The sequence below is a fragment of the Sanguibacter sp. A247 genome, assembly GCF_052324925.1.
In the GTDB taxonomy this organism is placed as follows: Bacteria; Actinomycetota; Actinomycetes; order Actinomycetales; family Cellulomonadaceae; genus Flavimobilis.
In genome coordinates this window covers 806,781-826,839 of record NZ_JBQPRE010000001.1, presented here as the reverse complement: position 1 = coordinate 826,839, position 20,059 = coordinate 806,781, and the positions used below count along the sequence as shown (strand labels likewise).

General features: G+C 70.2%; 13 protein-coding genes. 7 read left to right on the top strand and 6 right to left on the bottom strand.

Features of this window, described 5'->3' with window-relative positions; genetic code table 11:
• Positions 1 to 2 precede the first annotated feature (2 nt).
• Positions 3 to 1,295: a DUF58 domain-containing protein gene (locus ACTVCO_RS03630; RefSeq protein ID WP_443727017.1), complete on the top strand. Its 1,293-nt coding sequence runs from the start codon at positions 3 to 5 to the stop codon at positions 1,293 to 1,295.
• A 320-nt stretch (positions 1,296 to 1,615) separates the two neighbouring features.
• On the opposite strand, the gene ACTVCO_RS03625 is transcribed toward ACTVCO_RS03630, so the two are convergent.
• Complete coding sequence (locus ACTVCO_RS03625; protein ID WP_443727016.1) at positions 1,616 to 2,602, bottom strand: stage II sporulation protein M; 987 nt, start codon at positions 2,600 to 2,602, stop codon at positions 1,616 to 1,618.
• A gap of 57 nt (positions 2,603 to 2,659) precedes the next feature.
• Here ACTVCO_RS03625 and ACTVCO_RS03620 point away from each other — a divergent pair, with 57 nt between their 5' ends.
• A complete protein-coding gene (locus ACTVCO_RS03620; protein ID WP_443727015.1) occupies positions 2,660 to 3,469 on the top strand; it encodes an RDD family protein in 810 nt (269 codons plus the stop codon).
• Between the two features lie 97 nt (positions 3,470 to 3,566).
• On the opposite strand, the gene ahcY is transcribed toward ACTVCO_RS03620, so the two are convergent.
• On the bottom strand, positions 3,567 to 5,054 hold the full coding sequence (gene ahcY, locus ACTVCO_RS03615) for an adenosylhomocysteinase (protein ID WP_443727014.1): 1,488 nt from the start codon (positions 5,052 to 5,054) through the stop codon (positions 3,567 to 3,569).
• Between the two features lie 192 nt (positions 5,055 to 5,246).
• Between ahcY and ACTVCO_RS03610 the strand changes: the two genes are divergently transcribed.
• Together ACTVCO_RS03610 and ACTVCO_RS03605 are read left to right on the top strand one after the other, a co-directional pair.
• Entirely contained in the window at positions 5,247 to 7,865 is a 2,619-nt protein-coding gene (locus ACTVCO_RS03610) for a SpoIID/LytB domain-containing protein (protein WP_443727012.1), read from the top strand.
• 173 nt (positions 7,866 to 8,038) lie between these two features.
• The gene (locus ACTVCO_RS03605) at positions 8,039 to 9,685 is read left to right on the top strand and encodes an endonuclease/exonuclease/phosphatase family protein (RefSeq protein WP_443727011.1); all 1,647 of its coding nucleotides are present in this window, start codon (positions 8,039 to 8,041) and stop codon (positions 9,683 to 9,685) included.
• Between the two features lie 91 nt (positions 9,686 to 9,776).
• Here the strand turns inward: ACTVCO_RS03605 and ACTVCO_RS03600 are convergent, their stop codons facing one another.
• Positions 9,777 to 11,096, bottom strand: coding sequence for a polysaccharide pyruvyl transferase family protein (locus ACTVCO_RS03600; protein WP_443727010.1), 1,320 nt, complete (start codon positions 11,094 to 11,096; stop codon positions 9,777 to 9,779).
• A gap of 144 nt (positions 11,097 to 11,240) precedes the next feature.
• Between ACTVCO_RS03600 and ACTVCO_RS03595 the strand changes: the two genes are divergently transcribed.
• The 3 genes from ACTVCO_RS03595 to ACTVCO_RS03585 are packed head-to-tail and all read left to right on the top strand — an operon-like array spanning position 11,241 to position 16,502.
• A complete protein-coding gene (locus ACTVCO_RS03595; RefSeq protein ID WP_443727009.1) occupies positions 11,241 to 13,235 on the top strand; it encodes a hypothetical protein in 1,995 nt (664 codons plus the stop codon).
• Between the two features lie 54 nt (positions 13,236 to 13,289).
• Entirely contained in the window at positions 13,290 to 14,732 is a 1,443-nt protein-coding gene (locus ACTVCO_RS03590; protein WP_443727008.1) for an SDR family NAD(P)-dependent oxidoreductase, read from the top strand.
• Positions 14,733 to 14,735: 3 nt separating this feature from the next.
• On the top strand, positions 14,736 to 16,502 hold the full coding sequence (locus ACTVCO_RS03585; protein ID WP_443727007.1) for a CDP-glycerol glycerophosphotransferase family protein: 1,767 nt from the start codon (positions 14,736 to 14,738) through the stop codon (positions 16,500 to 16,502).
• A gap of 24 nt (positions 16,503 to 16,526) precedes the next feature.
• On the opposite strand, the gene ACTVCO_RS03580 is transcribed toward ACTVCO_RS03585, so the two are convergent.
• The 3 genes from ACTVCO_RS03580 to ACTVCO_RS03570 are packed head-to-tail and all read right to left on the bottom strand — an operon-like array spanning position 16,527 to position 19,988.
• Positions 16,527 to 18,239 carry a CDP-glycerol glycerophosphotransferase family protein gene (locus tag ACTVCO_RS03580; protein WP_443727006.1) on the bottom strand — a complete coding sequence of 571 codons (1,713 nt, stop codon included), beginning with the start codon at positions 18,237 to 18,239 and terminating at the stop codon, positions 16,527 to 16,529.
• Entirely contained in the window at positions 18,236 to 19,084 is an 849-nt protein-coding gene (locus tag ACTVCO_RS03575) for an ABC transporter ATP-binding protein (protein ID WP_443727005.1), read from the bottom strand. Before ACTVCO_RS03575 ends, ACTVCO_RS03580 begins: the two co-directional genes overlap by 4 nt.
• A complete protein-coding gene (locus ACTVCO_RS03570; protein WP_443727003.1) occupies positions 19,077 to 19,988 on the bottom strand; it encodes an ABC transporter permease in 912 nt (303 codons plus the stop codon). Before ACTVCO_RS03570 ends, ACTVCO_RS03575 begins: the two co-directional genes overlap by 8 nt.
• Positions 19,989 to 20,059: the final 71 nt, after the last annotated feature.

Here is a 20,059-nt window from a genome sequence, read left to right as displayed (position 1 = left end):
ACGTGATCGTCACCGGTCGTGCTGTCGCGCTCATGGCGCTCGGCGCACTCCCCGTGGCACTGCGGCCCGAGCTCGCGACGGTCCTCGCGTGGACGGCCCTCGTCGCGCTCGTCTGGGTCACCGACGTGCTCCTCGCTGCGTCGCCGCGGCAGCTCTCGCTCGCGCGCACCGTGCCCGCGTCCGTGCGCCTCGACGAAGCAACCGTGTCGACGGTCGTCCTGACGAACGCGTCCACCCGGCGCGCGCGGGGCGTCCTGCGTGACTCCTGGCCGCCGTCGGCCGGCGCCGCCGAGCCCGTCCACGCGTTCAGCGTCCGCACGGGTGAGGGCGTGCGCCTGCGGACGACCCTCGTCCCCCGGCGCCGAGGCGACCGCGTCGGGGCCGGCGTCACGGTGCGCACCGTCGGCCCGTTGCGGCTCGGAGGTCGCCAGGTGACGTTCCCCGTCCCTGCGACCCTGCGCGTCCTGCCGGCGTTCCGCTCGCGGCGGCACCTGCCTTCACGGCTCGCCCGCCTGCGCGAGATGGACGGACGCTCGGCGGTCCAGGTCCGCGGCGAGGGCACGGAGTTCGACTCCCTGCGCGAGTACGTCATCGGTGACGACGTGCGCTCGATCGACTGGCGCGCGACCGCTCGCCGCGGCGACGTCGTCGTGCGCACCTGGCGTCCCGAGCGCGACCGCCGCGTGCTCATCGTGCTCGACACCTCACGGACCTCGGCCGCGCGCGTCGGCGACGAACCGCGCCTCGACGCCGGGATCGAGGCCTCGCTCCTGCTCTCGGCCCTCGCCTCACGCGGCGGGGACCGCGTCGAGCTCCTCGCCTTCGACCGACGCGCCAGGGCGCGCGTCGCGGGCGCCTCGGGGACGCGGCTCATGCCCGCGCTCGCCGAAGCCCTCGCACCCGTCGAGCCCCACCTCGTCGAGGCGGACTGGCCTGCGCTCGTCACGGCCATCGGCGAACGCCTCAGCCAGCGGGCTCTTGTCGTGCTCCTCACGACGACGGACCCCGCAGCCGTCGAGTCGGGGTTGCTCGCGGTCATCGACCGTCTCGTGCGCGACCATCTCGTCGTCGTCGCCTCGGTGCGCGACCCCCAGATCGACGCGTTGCGCAGCACCCGCACCGACGCCGAGTCGCTCTACGACGCGGCCGCGGCCGAGCGTGGCGAGCTCGAACGCGCAGCGGTCGCGACCGTCCTGCGCCGTCGCGGGGTCGAGGTCCTCCACGCGCCGCCCGAGGATCTCGCGCCCGCGCTCGCCGACCTCTACCTCGCGCTCAAGAGCGCGGGGCGCCTCTAGCCGCTGCCGCTCGGGCGGGCTCCCGCAGTCCGCGTCCTGCCGCAGTGCGTGTCCTGCTGCAGGCCGCGTCCTGCCGCAGGGCGCGTGTGAGGCGGGTCGCGGCTCGCGCCCGGGGACATCTGCGAGGATGGGACCATGACTGCGCCTGGGCCCACCGAACGTGAACGACGCAACCGCAGGGTTGCCCTCATCGTCGTCGGGGCCATGATCGCGAGCTTTGCGATCCCCGCGCTCACGATCCTCGCCTTTTAGAGCATCGCCTTTTCGAGCATCACGGTCTCGAGCATCGCTCCGAAGGGCCTCGCTGTCGGGCGAGCTGCTCAGGCGTAGATCTGTGCGCCCCCGGCGCGGTCCTCGTCAAGGTCGCCCGTGTAGCCCGCGCGGTGCGCGCGACGACCATAGACCGTCACCCAGGTCCAGAAGCCCGCGAGCACGATCGCGCCGATGAGGATCTTGAGCCACCACGGAAGGCTCGACCCCGTGACCCAGCCCTCGACGATCCCCGAGACCGCGAGAGCCACCGCGAGCGTCACGACGATCGTGAACGTCGCACGTCCCTCTTGGGCAAGGGCCACACCGCGGGGCCTGCGGCCCGGTGAGACGACCGTCCAGAACAGTCGCAGCCCCGCGGCGCCCGCGACGAAGATCGCCGTGAGCTCGAGGAGGCCGTGCGGCGTGATGAGCGCGAAGAAGATGTCGAGCCGCCCGTGCTCCGCCATGAGGCCACCCATGACCCCGACGTTGATCGCGTTGTTCGCAAGCACGTACGCCGGCCAGACGCCCGTGATGCCGAGCGCGATGCACTGGGCGGCGATCCACGCGTTGTTGGTCCACACCGTGAGGGCAAAGTCGAGACCCGGGTCGTAGTACTGCGCAAACGCCTCGTCGACGTAGTGCTGGCGGTCCTCCGGGCTCCCGAGGAGGTTGAGGATCGCCGCGTCGTTGGCCGCCGCGATGCCCGCGACGACCGCGATGAGCACGCACGCGAGTGTCACCCCGTGCACCCACCATCGGATCCGGTAGACGGCGACGGGCGCCGACACGGTCGCGAAGCGCACGACGTCGGACCAGCGCGGGTCGTGGGCACCCGCGAGGGCATTGCGGGCCCGCGAGACGAGAACCGAGAGCCGCTGGACGAGGCTCGGATCGGGAGCGCTCGACCGCACGACGGAGAGGTGGGTGGCAACCGACTGGTAGAGACGGACGAGCTCGTCCGACTCAGCGCCGCCCAGGCGGCGTCGGCGCGTGAGTTCCGCGAGCCGTTGCCACTCGGGCTCGTGCGTCAGTCGGAAGGCATCAAGATCCACGACCGCTACCCTAGCGGGAGCAACCCCACCAGGGGCGGCATCGTCCGAGGAGGTCACGTGCGCGACGGCATCGTCACAGGAGAGGGCGTCGTAGTCGACGCACGTCCCGCGGCCTTCCTCACGCGCGGCCTCGCACTCCTCATCGACCTGCTCGCGCTCACGGCGGTCCTCCTTGGCGCAGCGTGGGCCCTGTCGGGCCTCAGCCTGCCCACGGACTACCAGAGCCCTCTCACGATCGCGGCCATCGTCACGCTCGCCGTGATCATCCCGACGACCATCGAGACGCTCTCGCGCGGGCTCTCGATCGGCAAGCTCGCACTCGGCATCCGTGTCGTGCGCCTCGACGGCGGCCCCATCACGGTGCGGCACGCCTTCGTCCGGGCGCTCGTCGCGGTGGGCGAGACCTACCTGACCATGGGCTCGCTCGCCCTTGTCGTCTCGCTGCTCAACTCGAAGGGGCGACGCCTCGGCGACCTCCTCGCGGGCACGTACGTCGTCCGCGACCGGAGCCGGAGCACGGTCGACGTCACGCTCGCGATGCCCCCGCACCTGGCCTCGTGGGCGCGGACGGCCGACATGCGTCGGCTCCCCGACGGGCTCGCGCTCGCCGCGCGGCAGATGCTCTCGCGCGCCGAGCGCCTCGCCCCGGATGCACGCACCCGGCTCGGTGGCGCTCTTGCGAGTGAGGTCGAGCAGTTCGTCGCGCCGGGCCCACCGCCCGGGACTCACCCCGAGCTCTTCCTCATGGCAGTGCTGACGGAGCGTCGCGAGCGCGAGTGGGTGACCGCTCAGCGGACCCGGGACTTGGCGCTCGAGCAGGCGGCCATGCTGCACCGGTTGCCGTACGGGGTCCCCGACCCGGCGTGACGTCCGTCCCTGACGACCGGGCCGCGAGACCGGACCGTGAGACGCGGACGGGCCACGCGCACCCTGTGCGCGTGGCCCGTCCGCGTCGGGGCTGGGTTCAGTAGCGGTAGTGCTCGGGCTTGTACGGGCCCGTCACTGCGACGCCGATGTAGTCGGCCTGTGCGGGGCTGAGCTCCGTGAGGCGGACGCCGAGGGAGTCGAGGTGAAGTCGTGCGACCTTCTCGTCAAGAACCTTGGGCAGGCGGTGGACGTCGGTCGCGTAGGCCTCGGGCGTGCCGGCCTTCGTGAAGATCTCGACCTGGGCGATCGTCTGGTTGGCGAACGAGTTCGACATGACGAACGACGGGTGGCCGGTCGCGTTGCCGAGGTTGAGCAGGCGGCCCTCGGAGAGCACGATGATCGAGCGACCGTCCGGGAACGTCCACTCGTGAACCTGCGGCTTAATCTCGGTGCGCGTCACGCCCGGGATCTTGGCGAGGCCGGCGATGTCGATCTCGTTGTCGAAGTGGCCGATGTTGCCGACGACGGCCTTGTTCTTCATGCGGGCCATGTGGTCGGCCGTGATGACGCCGAAGTTGCCGGTCGTCGTGATGAAGAAGTCGGCTGAGTCGAGGACGTCCTCGAGGCGCACGACCTGGAAGCCGTCCATCGCGGCCTGCAGGGCGCAGATGGGGTCGACCTCGGAGACGACGACGCGCGCGCCCTGGCCGCGGAAGGCCTCGGCTGCGCCCTTGCCGACATCGCCGTAGCCGGCGACGAAGGCGACCTTGCCGCCCATGAGGACGTCGGTCGCGCGGTTGATGCCGTCGGGGAGCGAGTGGCGAATTCCGTACTTGTTGTCGAACTTCGACTTGGTGACGGAGTCGTTGACGTTGATCGCGGGGAAGAGAAGCTCGCCCTTCTCAGCGAGGTGGTACAGGCGGTGGACGCCCGTCGTGGTCTCTTCCGTGACGCCGAGGATCCCCGGGGCGATGCGGGTCCAGCGCTCGGGGTCCGCGGCGAGGCCGCGACGCAGGACGGCGCGGACGACGTTCATCTCGTCGGAGTGGTCCGCATCGCCGTCGACCGTGTCGGTCGCGACCGCGCCGGCCTTCTCGGAGGCGAGGCCCAGGTGGACGAGCATCGTGGCGTCACCGCCGTCGTCAAGGATCATGTTGGGGCCTTCGAGGGCGCCGTCCGCGGTGGGCCACAGCATGATCTGCTCGGTGCAGTCCCAGTACTCCTCGAGGCTCTCGCCCTTCCACGCGAAGACGGGCACGCCCGCGGGGGCCTCGGGAGATCCGGTGGGGCCGACCGCGATCGCGGCGGCTGCCTCGTCCTGCGTCGAGAAGATGTTGCACGACGCCCAGCGCACCTCGGCGCCAAGAGCCGTGAGGGTCTCGATGAGTACCGCGGTCTGAACCGTCATGTGAAGCGAGCCAGCGATGCGCGCGCCGCGGAGCGGCTGGGAGTCGCGGTACTCGGCGCGCAGCGCCATGAGCCCCGGCATCTCGTGCTCCGCGAGGCGGATCTGGTGGCGGCCGGCCTCGGCAAGGGCGAGCGAGCGCACCTTGTACTGGCCGGGCAGCTCATCGAACGAGGACATGGGGCTCCCTGGAGTCGGGCGGCGGAAGGACTGCGTCAGGATATCGTCCGCCCCGTCCTCGGGGCCGGGGCGTCCGCGGGGCCCGGACAACCCTCGCATTGACGCCGTCGCGCGCGACACGCGGGGCCAGTGATGCCACTGTGACGCAACGCCGGGCTTTATTCTGAGCGGTTCCTGCGGCAGACTGACGCCATGCATGCTCTCGACCGCCCCCACCGCCGTGGGCCCATGCTCCTCGCCGCTGCCCTCGCTGCCGTCCTCCTCGTGCCCGCCAGCACTGCCATGGCCGCACCGGCCGCAGCTGCGTCGTTCACCGCAGCTCCTCTCGCCGCCGCGCCGCTCGCGGCCGCGAGCAGCAAGGTCACGCTGTCCTCGAGCGTGAGCCGGTCCGCCGTCACCGCAGGCACCTCGGTGACGATTCGCGGCGCCTATCGCCAGGGCCCGTGGGGGGTGTCGTTCTACCGCGTCCGCCTGCAGCAGCGCACGAGTGGCGCGTGGCGGACAGTCCGCACCGTCATGCCGTCGGCCACCGGCGCGCTCAGCACCAAGGTCGCTCCGTCACGCACGACGCAGTACCGCTGGACGACGCTGAGCGGCAAGACGGTCTCGCCCGCGCGCAAGGTCACCGTGACCCAGGGGCACGCGGGCACCTCGAGCCGCAAGGTCACCTTGTCCTCGTCCGTGAGCGCCACGAAGGTTCGCGCGGGCGCGAAGGTGACGGTCAAGGGCACCTACCGCCAGGGCTCCGCGCCGATCTCCCGCTACTCGGTGCGCCTCCAGAAGCGCACGAGCGGCGCGTGGACGACCGTGCGCACGGTCAAGCCGTCACGCACGGGCACGCTCAAGACGACAGTCAAGCCGTCACGCACGACGCAGTACCGGTGGACGACGACGTCGGGCAAGACCGTCTCGAAGGCCCGCAAGGTGACCGTGACCGCCACGTCAGCATCGAGCGCGAAGGTGACGCTGTCGTCGGCCGTCACCAAGACGAAGGTGAGCTCCGGGACGAAGATCAAGGTCACGGGCTACTACCGACAGGGCAAGAAGGCGATCACGCGGTACTCCGTGCGCCTCCAGCAACGCACGACGGGCTCGTGGACCACCGTGCGCACCGTGCGTCCGAGCTCCACGGGCAAGCTCTCCGCGACGGTCTCCCCCACACGCACGACGCAGTACCGGTGGACGACCACGTCGGGCAAGACCGTCTCGACGGCCCGCAAGGTCACGGTCGCCGCGAGGACGAGCGGCGTCACGGTCTCCTCGAAGATCTCGGCGACGACCGTCCGCGAGGGCACGTCCGTCACGCTCACGAGCGCGTACCGCTCGAACGGCGCCCCCGTGACGTGCTGCTACCTGCGCGTCCAGGCCTCGACGTCGGGCGCCTGGAAGACGCTGCGCACGCTCGCGCCGTCGGCGTCGGGCAACTTCACCTACCGCGTGACCCCCAAGGTCACGACGAGCTACCGCTTCATCACGACGAGCGGCAAGACGGTCTCGAGCGTCCGCAAGGTCACGGTCACGCCTCGCTCGGCCGCGCCGAGCGACGACGTCCCCGGGTCGAACACCTCAGGGAAGATCCCGACTGCGTTCACGATCGACGGCTCGGGCTATGGCCACGGGCTGGGCCTGTCGCAGTACGGCGCGTACCAGATGGCTCGCGAGGGCAAGTCCTCGACCCAGATCCTCCAGCACTACTTCACGGACACGAAGGTTGCCGATCGCGCCCTTCCCGACAAGGTCGCCGTGCAGGTCATCGGCAAGCACGATCCCAACTCCGTGACGTTCGCCATTGACGACGGCACGTGGCGCGTGCGGACGGCCACGGGGACGAGCGCCCTCACGGACATCTCTGACGAGACCCAGGGCACGCTCACGGTTGTCGACGGCAAGCCCGTCATCGTCATCGACGGCGTCACCTACCCCAAGGCGTCCGAGCGCGGCGCAACGCTGCGGCTGCACTGGTCGGGGACGTCCGCCTACAAGCCGACGGGCACGGCCGCCGTGGCACGCCTGCTCACAACCTCGGGCCGTGCGGCGACACACGGCACCTACCGCCACGGACGGTTCACGGTCACCGTCATCGGCGGCCACCTCAACGTCGTCAACGACCTGGAGTTCGCGCGCGAGTATCTCTATGGCCTCGGTGAGATGCCGTCGAGCTGGCCGCTCGAGGCGCTCGAGGCCCAGGCGATCGCCGGACGCAGCTATGCGCTCGGCCTCATGAAGGTCTCCGACGACGCCCCCCAGGGTGTGCTGCGCGCCAGCTGCGCCTGCAACGTCGTCGACTCGACGGCCGACCAGTTCTTCACGGGCTGGAAGAAGGAGGGTGAGGGCACGGACCAGAGGTGGGGCAAGCGGTGGAAGGCGGCTGTCGACAGCGTCACGTCCTCCTCGACGACGGGCCGCGTCGTCCTCGCGGGCTCTCACGTCGCCGTCACGTACTACTCCTCCTCGACCGGTGGCCGCTCCGCGAACAGCGAGGACGTGTGGTCGCAGAAGGTCAGCTACATCCGCTCGGTCGACGACGCGTACAGCCTCAAGGCGCCCGGCAACTCATTCGCACTGTGGTCCTCGAGCACGACGAACCCCCGGACCGTCACCCTCACGCAGGCGCGCGCGGCGGCTCTCTTCGGGCTCCCCGACGTCGTGACGATCGAGGTGACCGAGCGGTACTCGAGCGAGCAGGCCAAGTCGCTGCGCGCGACGTCATCGACCGGCGCGACGGCGACCTGGACTGCCAAGGCCGACAAGTTCCGGACGACGCTCGGCCTGCCCGGGGCATGGATTCGCTCGATCGAACCGAGGGCCTAGCACCCACAACACCCCTCCTGCCCGGGTGAGCAGAGGGGTGAACAGGCGAGCCGGCATTGACAGCGAGCGCAAAGTCACTCGTGCAAAGCCTTGATTTTTCACGGTCATCTCCGCCTACTATGGGCGCGCCGAGCCGGACACCCCCGCGCCGGAGACTCCCCGGGAGCCCACGCATGACTGCAGCACGACGTGACCGCACGCGGACCACCGCGCTCCTCGTGGCGCTCGGCCTCGCCTTCGCCGGGTTCCTTCCAGCGATCGCGACCGCACCCGCCTCCGCAGTTCCCGCCGCAGCCTCAGCCGGCACGCACGCGGGCGCGTCGAAGGTCGCGCGTCCCGTCCTCACCGTCATCCCGGGCGACCGCCGCCTGTCCCTCAGCTGGACCAAGGTGCGCGGCGCCAAGCGCTACATCGTCGAATGGTCGACCTCGAAGAAGTTCACCAAGAAGAAGACGAAGCGCGCCACGACGAAGTCGCGCACCCGCACGATCACCAAGATCCCCGTCCGCAAGGACTACTGGATCCGCGTCCGCGCCGTGACCTCGAAGGGCACCGTGACGAGCAAGGCCGTGAAGAAGCGCGCCGACACCCGCTCGGTCGGCCGCGTGCCGATCAAGGTCAAGGCCGCGGGGCTCAACAAGGTCAAGGTCACGTGGGGCACGCTCCCGCGCGGGACGTCCGTCACCCTGCACGCCTCGTGGGACAACCTCACGCTCAACACGAAGTCCAAGCGCTGGGCGGTCACCGGCATCCGTCCGACGACGAAGTCCACGGTTCTCACCGTCCCGTCGAAGTTCCGCAAGTACATCGGTGCGGCGACGGGCAATCACGTCTACGTGCGCGCGAGCTACTACAACGGCAAGCGCGTCGCCACGTCCCGCACGGTTCACACCCGCGCAGGCACAGCGGCGCCCGTGGGCAAGCGCGCCGACGCGGTGACGTTCGCGACCTACAACGTGGGCTCGATCGCGGCGACAGCCTCGTACAAAGACTCCCTCCAGTGGGAGTCACGACGCCGGGCCGTCAAGGCATCGCTCAAGCTCGCTGGCGCGGACGTCATCGCCCTCCAGGAGGCGACGACGCGGAAGTCCGACGGCGGAAACGGCGAGCGCCAGTACCTCGAGATCGTCAAGGACCTCGGGCGCGGCTACGCGCTGGCCTACTCTGAGGCGACGGTCGGGACCGCGCCTGGAAGCCAGACCAAGGGCGATCACATCGTCGTGCGCACCGACCGCATCAAGGTGCTCGCGTCGGGTGTCCGGTCCCTGCGCGCGATCCTCGCGCCCTCAGATCGGATCGACAAGGACCGCTACTTCGGCTGGGCACGCCTCCAAGACCGCCGCACGGGTGAGACCTTCGTCGTCGCGTCGATCCACCTGCAGTCCAATGCGAAGGCGACGTCGTCCCACCGCGTGGCCGCCATCACGGCGATCAACACGTACGTGAGCAGGCGCGCCCCGGGTGACCCCGTCGTCCTGCTCGGCGACTTCAACGCCGACGTCGTGCGCGACACCAACGGTGCCACGACGACACTCATCAAGGCTGGCTTCGTCGACGCCGCCTCGGCGCGCAGCGTCGAGGGTCACCGGTGGGCGACGACGAACAACCAGACGGCGGCCTCCAAGGGCGACGGCGGCTACCCCGCGAAGCCCTTCCGCTACGCGTACGCGCCCACCCGCATCGACTACATCTTCGTCAAGGGCGGCTCGGTCCACAGCCACCGGAACCAGGTCGTGCTCACGTCCTCGGGTGCGTTCAACACGGCGTACCGAGGCTCGGACCACAACCTCCAGCGCGCCCAGATCACGTTCGGCCGCTGACGCGGCGGCGCAGACGCGCGCCGAGTCCGCTCGAGCGGGTGCGGGACAACGGGTGGCCGCCCGTCCTCCGGGACGGGCGGCCACCCGGACGTCAGTGGTCCTGCGGGGCGCGGCGACGCAACACCGCGTCGCTCAGACGACGGCCCTGCTGGACAACCTTCTGCAGCGGGCTCACGGCGGGCCGCACCGGTCCGGTCGCGCGCCCTGCCGCGATCGAGCGGTCGAAGGCAGTGGCGTCGCGGCCCTCGTCGAAGACAGTCTCGAGCCCGTTGCGGTGAAGGAAATCGAGGTACGTCGCGAAGCGCTCGGGCTGCAGCTCGTTGAAGAGCGTGTAGTCAGTGCGCGCCGCGAGCTCGGCCACCGTGGGGACGTGATCGAGGTCGTCGAGTCGGGTCGACGGAATGCCGTGATAGTCGGCGAGCTCGCTCGTGCGTGAGTCGTGGACCAGAAGATGCGCGGGCGTCCCACCGAGGATGCCCGCGATGTTCCCGTGCAAACGGGTGCCACACACGAAGTCCTCGGCGCCGAGCGACTCGATCCATCCCCACGCGTTCGGGTAGAAGAGCATGCGGCGCGAGCGGTAGAGCTCGTGGTCCGGGTGGATGGGCAGGCGGGCATCGAAGCGCGACATGTCGAACTCGCGGGCCCCCGCGATGACAGCGCGCGCCGAGCGCGTGTCCTGAACCGCGATCGTGAGGTTGCGGTAGCGCCGAGCGTTGAGCTCGACGAGGTCGGCGACGCCCGCGACCCGGTGGTCAAGGTTGACCGAGATCCGAGCGTCCTCAGGCAGCGGTTGCGGTGGGTTCGGGACCCGGAGATCGGGACCCCACGTGAAGAGCGAAGGGCATCCGATGACATCCACCCGCGCAGCATCGACACCGATTCCGGTGAGATAGCGCTTCGTGATCTCTCCGCGGACACCGATCGACTCCGACCGAGCAAGGACCGCGTCGACGAAACGTCGCACGACCGCGTCGTGGCGGGCCGCGCCTTGCGCGTTGGGGAGCTTCGTGGAGCCCGTGCGGCCCATGATGATCGGGCCGCCGCTGTCGACCGCGTCGACCGTCGTCTGGGCGCCCACTCCGACGACATGGACCGGGATGTCGAGCATCTCGATCGCGATCGCCATCTTCTCGAGATCATCGGTGAATCCCCAGCGGAACGCGTTCGACATGGGGATGACGAAGCGGTCGTAGCGACGGTTCGTCCGGCGCGCCCACGCAGCAAGGTCATGATGCTTGTGCATCCGGAAAGCGCCCGCGACCACCTCGGCGCCGTCAACCGACAGCGCGCGGAGCGCTGCGTTGGCATACAGGAGGTTGCCGGCGTTGCCACCCATGGCCCGGGAGGACTCACCGGCGGGAAGGACGACGTCGGGACGCTGCGCGCTCCGGACGAGAATTCTGGACATCAACTCACCCTTGAAGAACAGTACGGTCGCCACCGTCACCGAGAATTGGGGCAGGCACGTGGGACAATGACACCGCACCCGGCCCGATCGCGCGACCCGACGTCCACGATGTGTCGCCCCCACTCGCCCCCGAGGTCCTCCTTCATGCCCGTGTCACCCCGCCGAGCCACAGCCAACGCGTGCGCCGTACTCGTCCCACTGGGCCTCGTGGCCGCGTCCGCGACGACCGTCGTCGGCGCTCCGCTCGCGCTCACGGCGACGCTCCTTGTCGTCTCTGCGCTCGGCGAGCCACTACTGCCTCGCGCCGTGCGCGCGCTCCTGCGTCGTGCGTCGTTCGGCCACTCGGTCCGTCTTGCCGGGCGCACCGCTCTCGCGGCGCTCGCCGTCGTCGCGATCGCCCCCGACCTTCTCGGAGCGACCACAGCCCTCGCGGCGGGCACCCTCATCGTCCGGATCGTCGACAACCTCGCCGGATCAGTTCTGCGCTCACGGCGCACGACCGCGATCGCCACCCGCAACCTCGGCGACCTGCCGGGCACTCAGCTCCCGGCACCCGCACTCGCGCTCGTCCCGCTCTCGACGCGCGCCGCGGTCGCGGAGCCCCTCATCCTCGGCGGCGTGCTGCTCGCGGCTGTGAGCCCGGCCTGGCTCACGATGTCGGTCGTCGCGCTCGCCGGCTACGGGATGCTCGCACTCCTCACAGGGCTCGTCGCCGTGCGTCTCGGGCGCGCAGGGACGGCCGCCGTCCTCATGCCCGTCGTCCGCGACGCGATCGACGCAGCCGCCCCGCGCGTCGCGCTCTACCTCAGCGGGGACGCGGCCTCCACCTACCAGGCCGACATGTGGCTTGCCACGCTCGAGCGCACCGCACCCGACACGATCGTCGTCCTGCGCGAGCGCGCCATCATGTCGCGCCTCGCGCCCACGCGCCTTCCCGTCGTCTGCGTGCCCGACGCCACGACCCTCATGGCACTCGGGCTCCCGACCGTCCGGGCGGCCCTCTACCCCGCCAACGTCGGCAAGAACATCCACCTGCTGCGCGAGCCGCACGTGCTCTCGGCCTTCATCGGGCACGGCGACAGCGACAAGAACGCATCGTTCAACCCCTTCACACGCGTCTACGACGAGGTGTGGGTCGCCGGTCCTGCGGGTCGCGAACGCTACCGCCGGGCCCAGGTCGGCATCGTCGACAGCGACGTCCGCGAGGTCGGACGACCGCAGGCAGCACGGCTTGCCGCACTGCCCGCGCGCAGCGGCTCACCCGTGCCGACGCTGCTCTACGCACCCACCTGGGAGGGCTGGAACCAGGAGCAGGACTACGGCTCGGTCGAGCACCTCGGAGTCCGCCTCGTCGAGCACCTCATCGCGTCCGAGACGTCCGTGCGGATCATCTACCGGCCACACCCGTTCACGGGCCGGCGCAGGCCCGAGGTCGGCGCCGCGCACGCACGGATCATCGCAGCGCTCGCGGCCGCCAACGAGCGGGCCGGCCACCCGGCCCCCGCCGTCGCTGACCTCGTCGACGAGCCCGACGACGCGCTGAGCCGCGAGGCCGCGATCCTCGCGCGCGACACCGCCTGGTTCGCTGCCTCACCCCGCGCCCACATGAGCGTCACCGCAGCGGCCGGCGTGAGCATGGACGCGTGCATGGCTGCCGCCGACTTCCTCGTCACGGACATCTCGTCGGTGCTCTCGGACTGGCTCGCAACAGCGCGCCCCTTCGGCATCGCCGTACCCTCGCACGTCGCACCCGACGAGCTCGCTCAGATCGCGCCGACCGCGACCGGCGGGACGCTCCTGCTGTCCGACGGCACCGGGTGGGACGAGGTCCGCGACCTCACGCTCGGCACGGTCCCCGACGTCCGCGCACCCGAGCGTGCGCGCCTGCGCACCCATCTGCTCGGCCCCTGCCCGGCCCACGCCGATGACACGTTCGCCGCAGCCGTGCACGGCATCATCACGCGCTCCGAGGCGCGGCTCGCCGCGCTCGAGGCGGCCGGGGTCCCCGAGCAGGGTCACCCGCTCGACGACGAGATCGCGACCGAGGTTCCGCCCGAGCCCGGCCCGGGCGCAAGCGGCCTGACGAGCGATCCGCAAGCCGGGGATTCTCGTGACCTCCCGAAGGACACGGGCCGGTAACATAGAACGTCGGTGCCCTGAAGGGTTCCGGAAGCGAAACGAAGGAGTCGTCCTGTGCGCACGATCGGAGTCGTCCTCGCCGGAGGGGTCGGAACGCGTCTCGGGCTCAAGGTGCCCAAGCAGATGGTGAAGATCGCGGGCAAGACGATCCTCGAGCACACGGTCAGCGCACTCGACTCGAGCCCCGAGATCGACGAGCTCATCGTCATGATCACGCCCGGCTGGTCGGAGCACGTCGCGACGCTCCTCGGCAACCACTACAGCAAGCTCACGCGCATCCTCGAGGGCGGTGCGACGCGCAACGAGACCACCCAGCGCGTCCTCGACGCGCTCGGTGACGACGAGTGCAAGGTCGTCCTCCACGACGCCGTGCGTCCGCTGCTCGACGAGCGCGTCATCAAGGACTGCGTCGACGCCCTCGACACGTTCGGTGCCGTCGACGTCGTCATCCCGTCAGCCGACACGATCGTCGAGGTCGACGAGCACGACGTCATCTCGTCGATCCCCCCGCGCAGTCGTCTCCGCCGTGGTCAGACACCCCAGGCGTTCAAGCTCTCGGTGCTGCGCGCCGCGTACGCCAAGGCGCACTTGGACCCGAACTTCGCCGCGACCGACGACTGCGGCGTCGTCCTCACCTACCTGCCCGAGGTCCCGATCAAGACCGTCGCGGGCGCCGAGCACAACATCAAGGTGACCCACCCGGTCGACCTCTTCATCGCCGACAAGCTCTTCCAGCTTGCCTCGCAGGGCCCGAGCCAGCTGACGACGGCCGAGCGCACCGCGCTGCTCGCGGGCCGCGTCATCGTCATCCTCGGCGGCTCCTACGGGATCGGCGCAGAGATCGCGCGCATCGCCGAGGCTGCGGGGGCGACCGTCGTCGCCCACGGGCGGTCGACCACGGGCCTGCACGTCGAGAACTACGAGTCGATCGCCTCAGCGTTCGCCGAGACCAAGGCCCAGCACGGCAAGATCGACGCGGTCGTCCTCACGGCCGGCGTCCTGCGCATCGGCCGCCTCGCCGAGACGACCGAGGAGCAGATCGCCGAGGCGGTCGGGGTGAACTTCCTCGCCCCCATCCACGTCGCCAAGGCCGCCTACCCCTACCTCGCCGAGACGCACGGGCACCTGCTCTACTTCACGTCCTCGTCCTACACGCGCGGGCGCGAGAACTACGCGCTCTACTCCTCGACCAAGGCCGCCGTCGTCAACCTCACGCAGGCCCTCTCCGAGGAGTGGGCAGGGGCAGGCGTCAAGGTCAACGTCGTCAACCCCGAGCGCACCGCAACCCCCATGCGCACCCAGGCCTTCGGCGACGAAGCACCCGGAACGCTGCTCTCTGCCGAGGCGGTCGCCGAGTCCTCGCTCGACGTCCTCGTCTCAGACGCGACGGGCCTCGTCATCGACGTCCGCCGCGAGCAGGCTCAGGACCGCGGATCGGCGATCGCGAGCGCGCTCGACGAGACCGAGGCTGAGCTCTCCGAGAACACCACCGCCTGACCCGTGGACTCCGCGGACGCCGTCGACGACGAGCCGCTCGCGTGGGGCTCGCACCTCGCCCCACGCGTCCGGCAGTTCTACACGCTCGGGGCACGCTCGCTGCTCCTGTCGGCGGTCGCACTGCTCGCGACCGTCCTCGCAGCCGTCACCGCGCCCGCCGAGGCCCGCCTCGCGCTGCTGGTGCCGCTCGCGCTCGCGATCGTCCTGCAGCGACGGCTCATCGCGCGCGTGCCGCGCGGCGGCGACGGCCTGCTCGTCCTGGGCGAGGGCACCGCAGTCGGCACCTTCGTCATCCCGCGACTCATCGTCCTCGGCACGCTGGCGCCCTCGGCGCGGGACGACGCGTTACGCCTGGCAACGCTCGGGGTGCTCGGCATGAGCCTGCTCGCCGAGCCCATCGTGCGCACCCTGCTGCGGCGAGCCGTGCCGTACGCCCTCGGCGTCCCGGACTCCTACGGCCCCATCCGTAACTGGCCGGTCCTCGACCCGAGCGTCGGATGGCTCGCGTGGCTCGTCGCGGGCAGCGCGACGATCGTCTCCCGCGTCACCGGGGGCGACGTCGTCGCGCTCCTCCTCGCGGTCGCGGCCAGCGCGATGCTCGCCCTCATCGGCCTCGACGCGTTCCGCCGCACCGTCGCACGCCTGCAGTTCGAGGCGCGGGTCCCCGCGCTCATGGACGAGGTCGCACCCGCGATGATCCTGCACTGGGAGTCCATCCCCGGCACGGGCTACCAGGTCCGGATGTGGCTCCCCTACCTCGACCGCGTCGGGGTGCCCTACGTCATCGTCCTGCGCGACCCCCTCAACATCAACGACGTCCGGGGCGCAGCGACCGTTCCGGTCATCGTGCGGCCTTCGCTCGAGCAGCTCGACGAGCTGACGACGCCGTCGCTGCGGGTCGCGCTCTACGTCAACACCTCGACGAAGAACCAGCACTTCGTGCGGTACCCCGACGTCACTCACGTGCAGCTCAACCACGGCGACTCCGACAAGGTGCCGAGCCACAACCCCGCCTTCCGCCTCTACGACCGCAACTACGTCGCGGGCCAGGCCGCGGTCGACCGCTTCGCGGCAGCCGGCGTCGCCGTCCAGTCCAACTACTTCAGGATCGTGGGCCGGCCTCAGGTCGAGAACGTCGCCCCCGCTCCCACGAGCCCCCGCACACCGACGACCGTGCTCTACGCACCGACGTGGCGCGGGTTCTACACGGACTCCGACTACTCCTCATTGCGCGTCGGGACCGAGATCGTGCACGAGCTCGTCTCGCGCGGGCTGCGCGTCGTCTTCCGCCCCCACCCCTTCGCGCGCAACGATGCCCGCCTCGCGCGGTGCTGCGACGAGATCGTCGAGCTGCTCGTCGCCGACTCCGCGAGGACCGGGCTCGACCACGTCCACGGCGCGCGCGCCGAGGACGTCTCGGTCGTCGAGTGCTTCAACATGGCCGACGTCATGGCCTCGGACGTCTCGAGCGTGCTCGGCGACTTCCTCCACTCGGAGAAGCCCTACGTGCTCCTCGCAACCCACGACGACCTCGAGCGCTTCCGCACCGAGGTCCCGCTCGCTGCCGGCGGGTACGTCGCGGCGGTCAACGACCCGGACCGAGTCCGCGCCCGCCTCGCGGCAGCCCTGGACGACGCCCTGGGCGCCGACCCGACGCGCGACCGGCGCGGGGCCCTGCGTCAGTACTACCTGGGTGCCATGCCGCGCGAGGAGTACGCCGATCGCTTCGTGTCGGTCCTGCGCGACGAGCTGGGACTCGCCGAGTCCTGACTCGTCAGCGGGGCCCGCAGCGCGTCAGAGGACTGGTCGCTCGCGACCGATGACCTCGCGGGCCGTCTCCGCGAACGCACCCACGTAGTCCGGGCGCGTCACGTCACCGAGGTAGTACTCGCGCATCCGTAGCCGCTCTGCGCGCAGCGGATCAGCGACGAGCAGGTCGTCGAGCACCGACGTGAGCGTGGCGAGGTTCTCTTCGACGACGTAGGCACCACGCGCAACGGGGTTGGCGACGAGGAACTCCCCTGCGGTCAGGCCCACCGCGACGAGCGCGAACGGCTTGCCGGAGAAGAGGAAGTCCGGTACGACGCTCGAGACGTCGGAGATCATCGCGTCGGCCGCGTTGAAGCAGTCGACGACCGACATCTCGGTTGCTGCCGTTGCCCCATAGAGGTGCGCGCGGCCCGTCGCAGCGGTGTCCTCGGAGAGGATCTGCTCGATCTCGGTGCACGCCGCGGCAAGGAGGCGGGAGCGCCATGCGTGCGGGTGCGGCCGGAAGACGACCGTGACCTCGCGCCGAACGAGCTCGCGGATGATCGCGGGGCCCTGCAGGAGCGAGGAGTAGTTGGAGTCGGCCATGAAACCGGCCCACGTCGGCGCGTAGAGGACCGTGAGCGGCGCTCCGGCGGGCCGCGCCGATGCCGGTGCGACGTCGGAGACCTGCGGCCGTCCGACGATGCGGAAGTAGTCCGCGCGCGTCGTCACACCGTTGGCGGCATATCGATCGACGGCAGCTTGACCCGCGACGAAGTTGAGGTCGTACATCCGCATGACCGGGTTGAAGCTCGGCGCCTTGTCGGAGTCGCCGTGGTTGAGCTGCACGTGCGTGAGCTCGGTGAACCGTACGAAGTGACAGTTGCGGATCGAGTTGTTGACGTAGAACGCGGTCGTGAGGCTCGGCACGAGCACCTGGTCGAGCGCGTCCATCGACCGCACGACGACGACCGGATGGTCGGTGAGCTCGGCGACGGTCGCGATGTTGCGCGGGTGGCGCAGCACGACGACGAACCGCTCGCCCAGCTGCTCGAGGTACGGCAGCCACATGCTGATCTGGTACGCGGTCTCGAGACCTGCCTCCCAGTAGAGGACGAAGCGCGGCGCGTATGCGCGGAGTCCCGCGTGGAGCGCTGCCTCGGCACGGAGCCCCGCCCGCCGGCGAACGAGCCCGTCGACACCCGCGAGGAGGCCCATAGCGAGCGAGACACCCGAGAGGACGAGCACGGGCAGCAGGCTCACGCCCAGCGCGACGAGCACGAGGGCGACGAACAGCACGACACCTGCGGCCGGGGCGACGACGTGGACGAGGCGCGGCGGGCGCTGCTCGCGCACCCACGGAGCGTTGAGCGCGACAGGCTGCCAGGTGCCCGCGAGGCGCCCGAGGACCGGCTCGGCAAGTACGTGGGCCAGGAGCGCGCCCGCGAGGACGCGGCCCGCGACGGTGTCGGTGACGAGCGCGACGAGCACCGCCGCGAGCGAGCGGGAGACGGCGAAGGTGCCCAGGCCCAGACGACCGGGTGGCCGAAGGATCCCCGTGCCCCCGAACGCGCGCATGGCACCGGAGACGGGGCGCATGAACCCGACGACGGCTGCGATGGTCGCGGCCATGAGCCACATGCCAGCCTCGACGTCCGCGACGACGAGGAGGGCGGCGAGCGCGGCCGCCACGTTGACGATGACCGCGATGTTCGCCGCGAGAACCGCCCCGACGCGCAGGAGTGCCGCCCGGGTCATCTGCTCGCACCCGAGCGTGAGCGGGTGTGCTCGTGGTAGGCGGCCGCGACCTCGTCGGCGGGACCGTCCATGCGCAGCAGGCCCTTGTCGATCCAGATGGCACGCGAGCACATCGACTTGATCGAGGCGAGCGAGTGCGACACGACGAAAACTGTCCCCGCCTGACGGCGGATCTCGTCGACTCGTTCGCGACTCCGCTCGCGGAATGCGGCGTCGCCCGTCGCGAGGGCCTCGTCGATCATGAGGACGTCGGGGACGGCGGCGGTCGAGATCGCGAACCGCAGGCGTGCAGCCATGCCTGCCGAGTAGGTCGTCATCGGCAGGTGGACGAAGTCGCCGATGTCAGCGAACTCGACGATCTCGTCGAACCGCGCCTCGACCTCCTCCTTGGTGAGACCGAGCGCAAGCCCACCGATCATGATGTTGCGCGCGCCCGTGAGCTTACGCACGAGCACCGCGCTCACCCCGAGCAGCGACGGGATGCCGGAGACGTACACCGAGCCCTGTGAGGGCTGAATGAGCCCGGCGAGCGCCTGGAGCGTCGTCGACTTGCCCGAGCCGTTCGTCCCGAGGATGCCGACTGACTCACCGTGGTGCGCGACGAACGAGATGCCACGCACCGCGTGGATCTCAGTGACTCCGCCAGTGGTGCGCAGGGTGCGGTTGACAAGCCTGCGGAGGCCTCGCTGCTCGGCGTCGGGCGCAGGCTTACCACGCGAGCCGAGCACCCGGTAGGTCACGTGAAGGTCATCGACGACGACCGACGGGTTGCCGAGCACGGTCTCCTCGTCCGCATACGGGGTGAGGTCATCGGCGTCGACCTCGACATCGAACTCGTCAGTCACGTCCGTACCTCGCCTCGTCCCGCCAGAACACGATGAAGCCCACCACGAGCATGATGATCGCCCAGGCCAGCCCGACGAGCCACATGTCGAGCGCAAGCGGCGCCGAGGGCTCATCGAGGACCGCTTGCCGCGCCAGGTTGAGGTACACCGCAACCGGCTGGTAGTTCATGATCGCCCCGAGGGCCTCATTGCCCCGGATGTAGTGGTCGATGCTGAAGATGACGCCGGAGGCGTACATGCCGATGCGCAGGACGAACGGCAGGAAGTTGAGGATGTCAGGCCACCGCGCACCGAGGCGCGCCAGCACGAACCCCGCTCCCGTGCTGAACATGAAGAGCATGAGGACCGCGGGCAGCAGAAGGAACCAGGCCCAGGTCGGCTGCGAGTTGATGCCGAACATCCACCTGTCCGACACGATGACGAACAACGCCATGACGCCGAGCGCCGGCGCGAGCATCGTCAGCTCCGCCAGGACCGACGAGATCGGAAGGACCGCGCGCGGGAAGTGCAGCGATCTCACCAAGTTGAGGTTGCGCGGGATCGCCTTCGCGGAGCCCGTCACGGAGTCGGAGAAGAACTTGTACATGAACGTCCCGACGACGATGAACCCCACGACGTTGCTCATGCCGTCGCGCGTCTTGAGGAGCAGACCGAAGATCAGCACGTAGACCGCGGCGTTGAGCGTGGGGTTGAGGATGTCCCACACCCGCCCGAGGTAGGTGTTCTGGTTCTCGGCCTCGGCCTTCGACTGCGCGAGGACGAGCGTGAAGTCACGACGTTCCCACACGGCGCGCAAGTACTCGCGCAGACCTGGCCGGACGCCCATCTGCTGGAGTCCGTACCGTTGCGCGATCTCGGCGGGTGTCATGCCCTCCGTCGCGCCGTTCGTCGCGTCAGTCGTCACGCGTTCATCCCTACAGGTTCCGTCCGTCCGGTGCTCCGACGTTGCATTGTGTCAGCCTCCTCGGCTTCCGG

Bases quoted from the DNA above. Each gene is read 5' to 3' on its own strand.
- ACTVCO_RS03605 (WP_443727011.1), top strand. From the start codon at position 8,039: ATGACTGCAGCACGACGTGACCGCACGCGGACCACCGCGCTCCTCGTG.
- ACTVCO_RS03610 (WP_443727012.1), top strand. From the start codon at position 5,247: ATGCATGCTCTCGACCGCCCCCACCGCCGTGGGCCCATGCTCCTCGCC.
- ACTVCO_RS03600 (WP_443727010.1), bottom strand. From the start codon at position 11,096: ATGTCCAGAATTCTCGTCCGGAGCGCGCAGCGTCCCGACGTCGTCCTT.
- ACTVCO_RS03580 (WP_443727006.1), bottom strand. From the start codon at position 18,239: ATGACCCGGGCGGCACTCCTGCGCGTCGGGGCGGTTCTCGCGGCGAAC.
- ACTVCO_RS03595 (WP_443727009.1), top strand. From the start codon at position 11,241: ATGCCCGTGTCACCCCGCCGAGCCACAGCCAACGCGTGCGCCGTACTC.
- ahcY (WP_443727014.1), bottom strand. From the start codon at position 5,054: ATGTCCTCGTTCGATGAGCTGCCCGGCCAGTACAAGGTGCGCTCGCTC.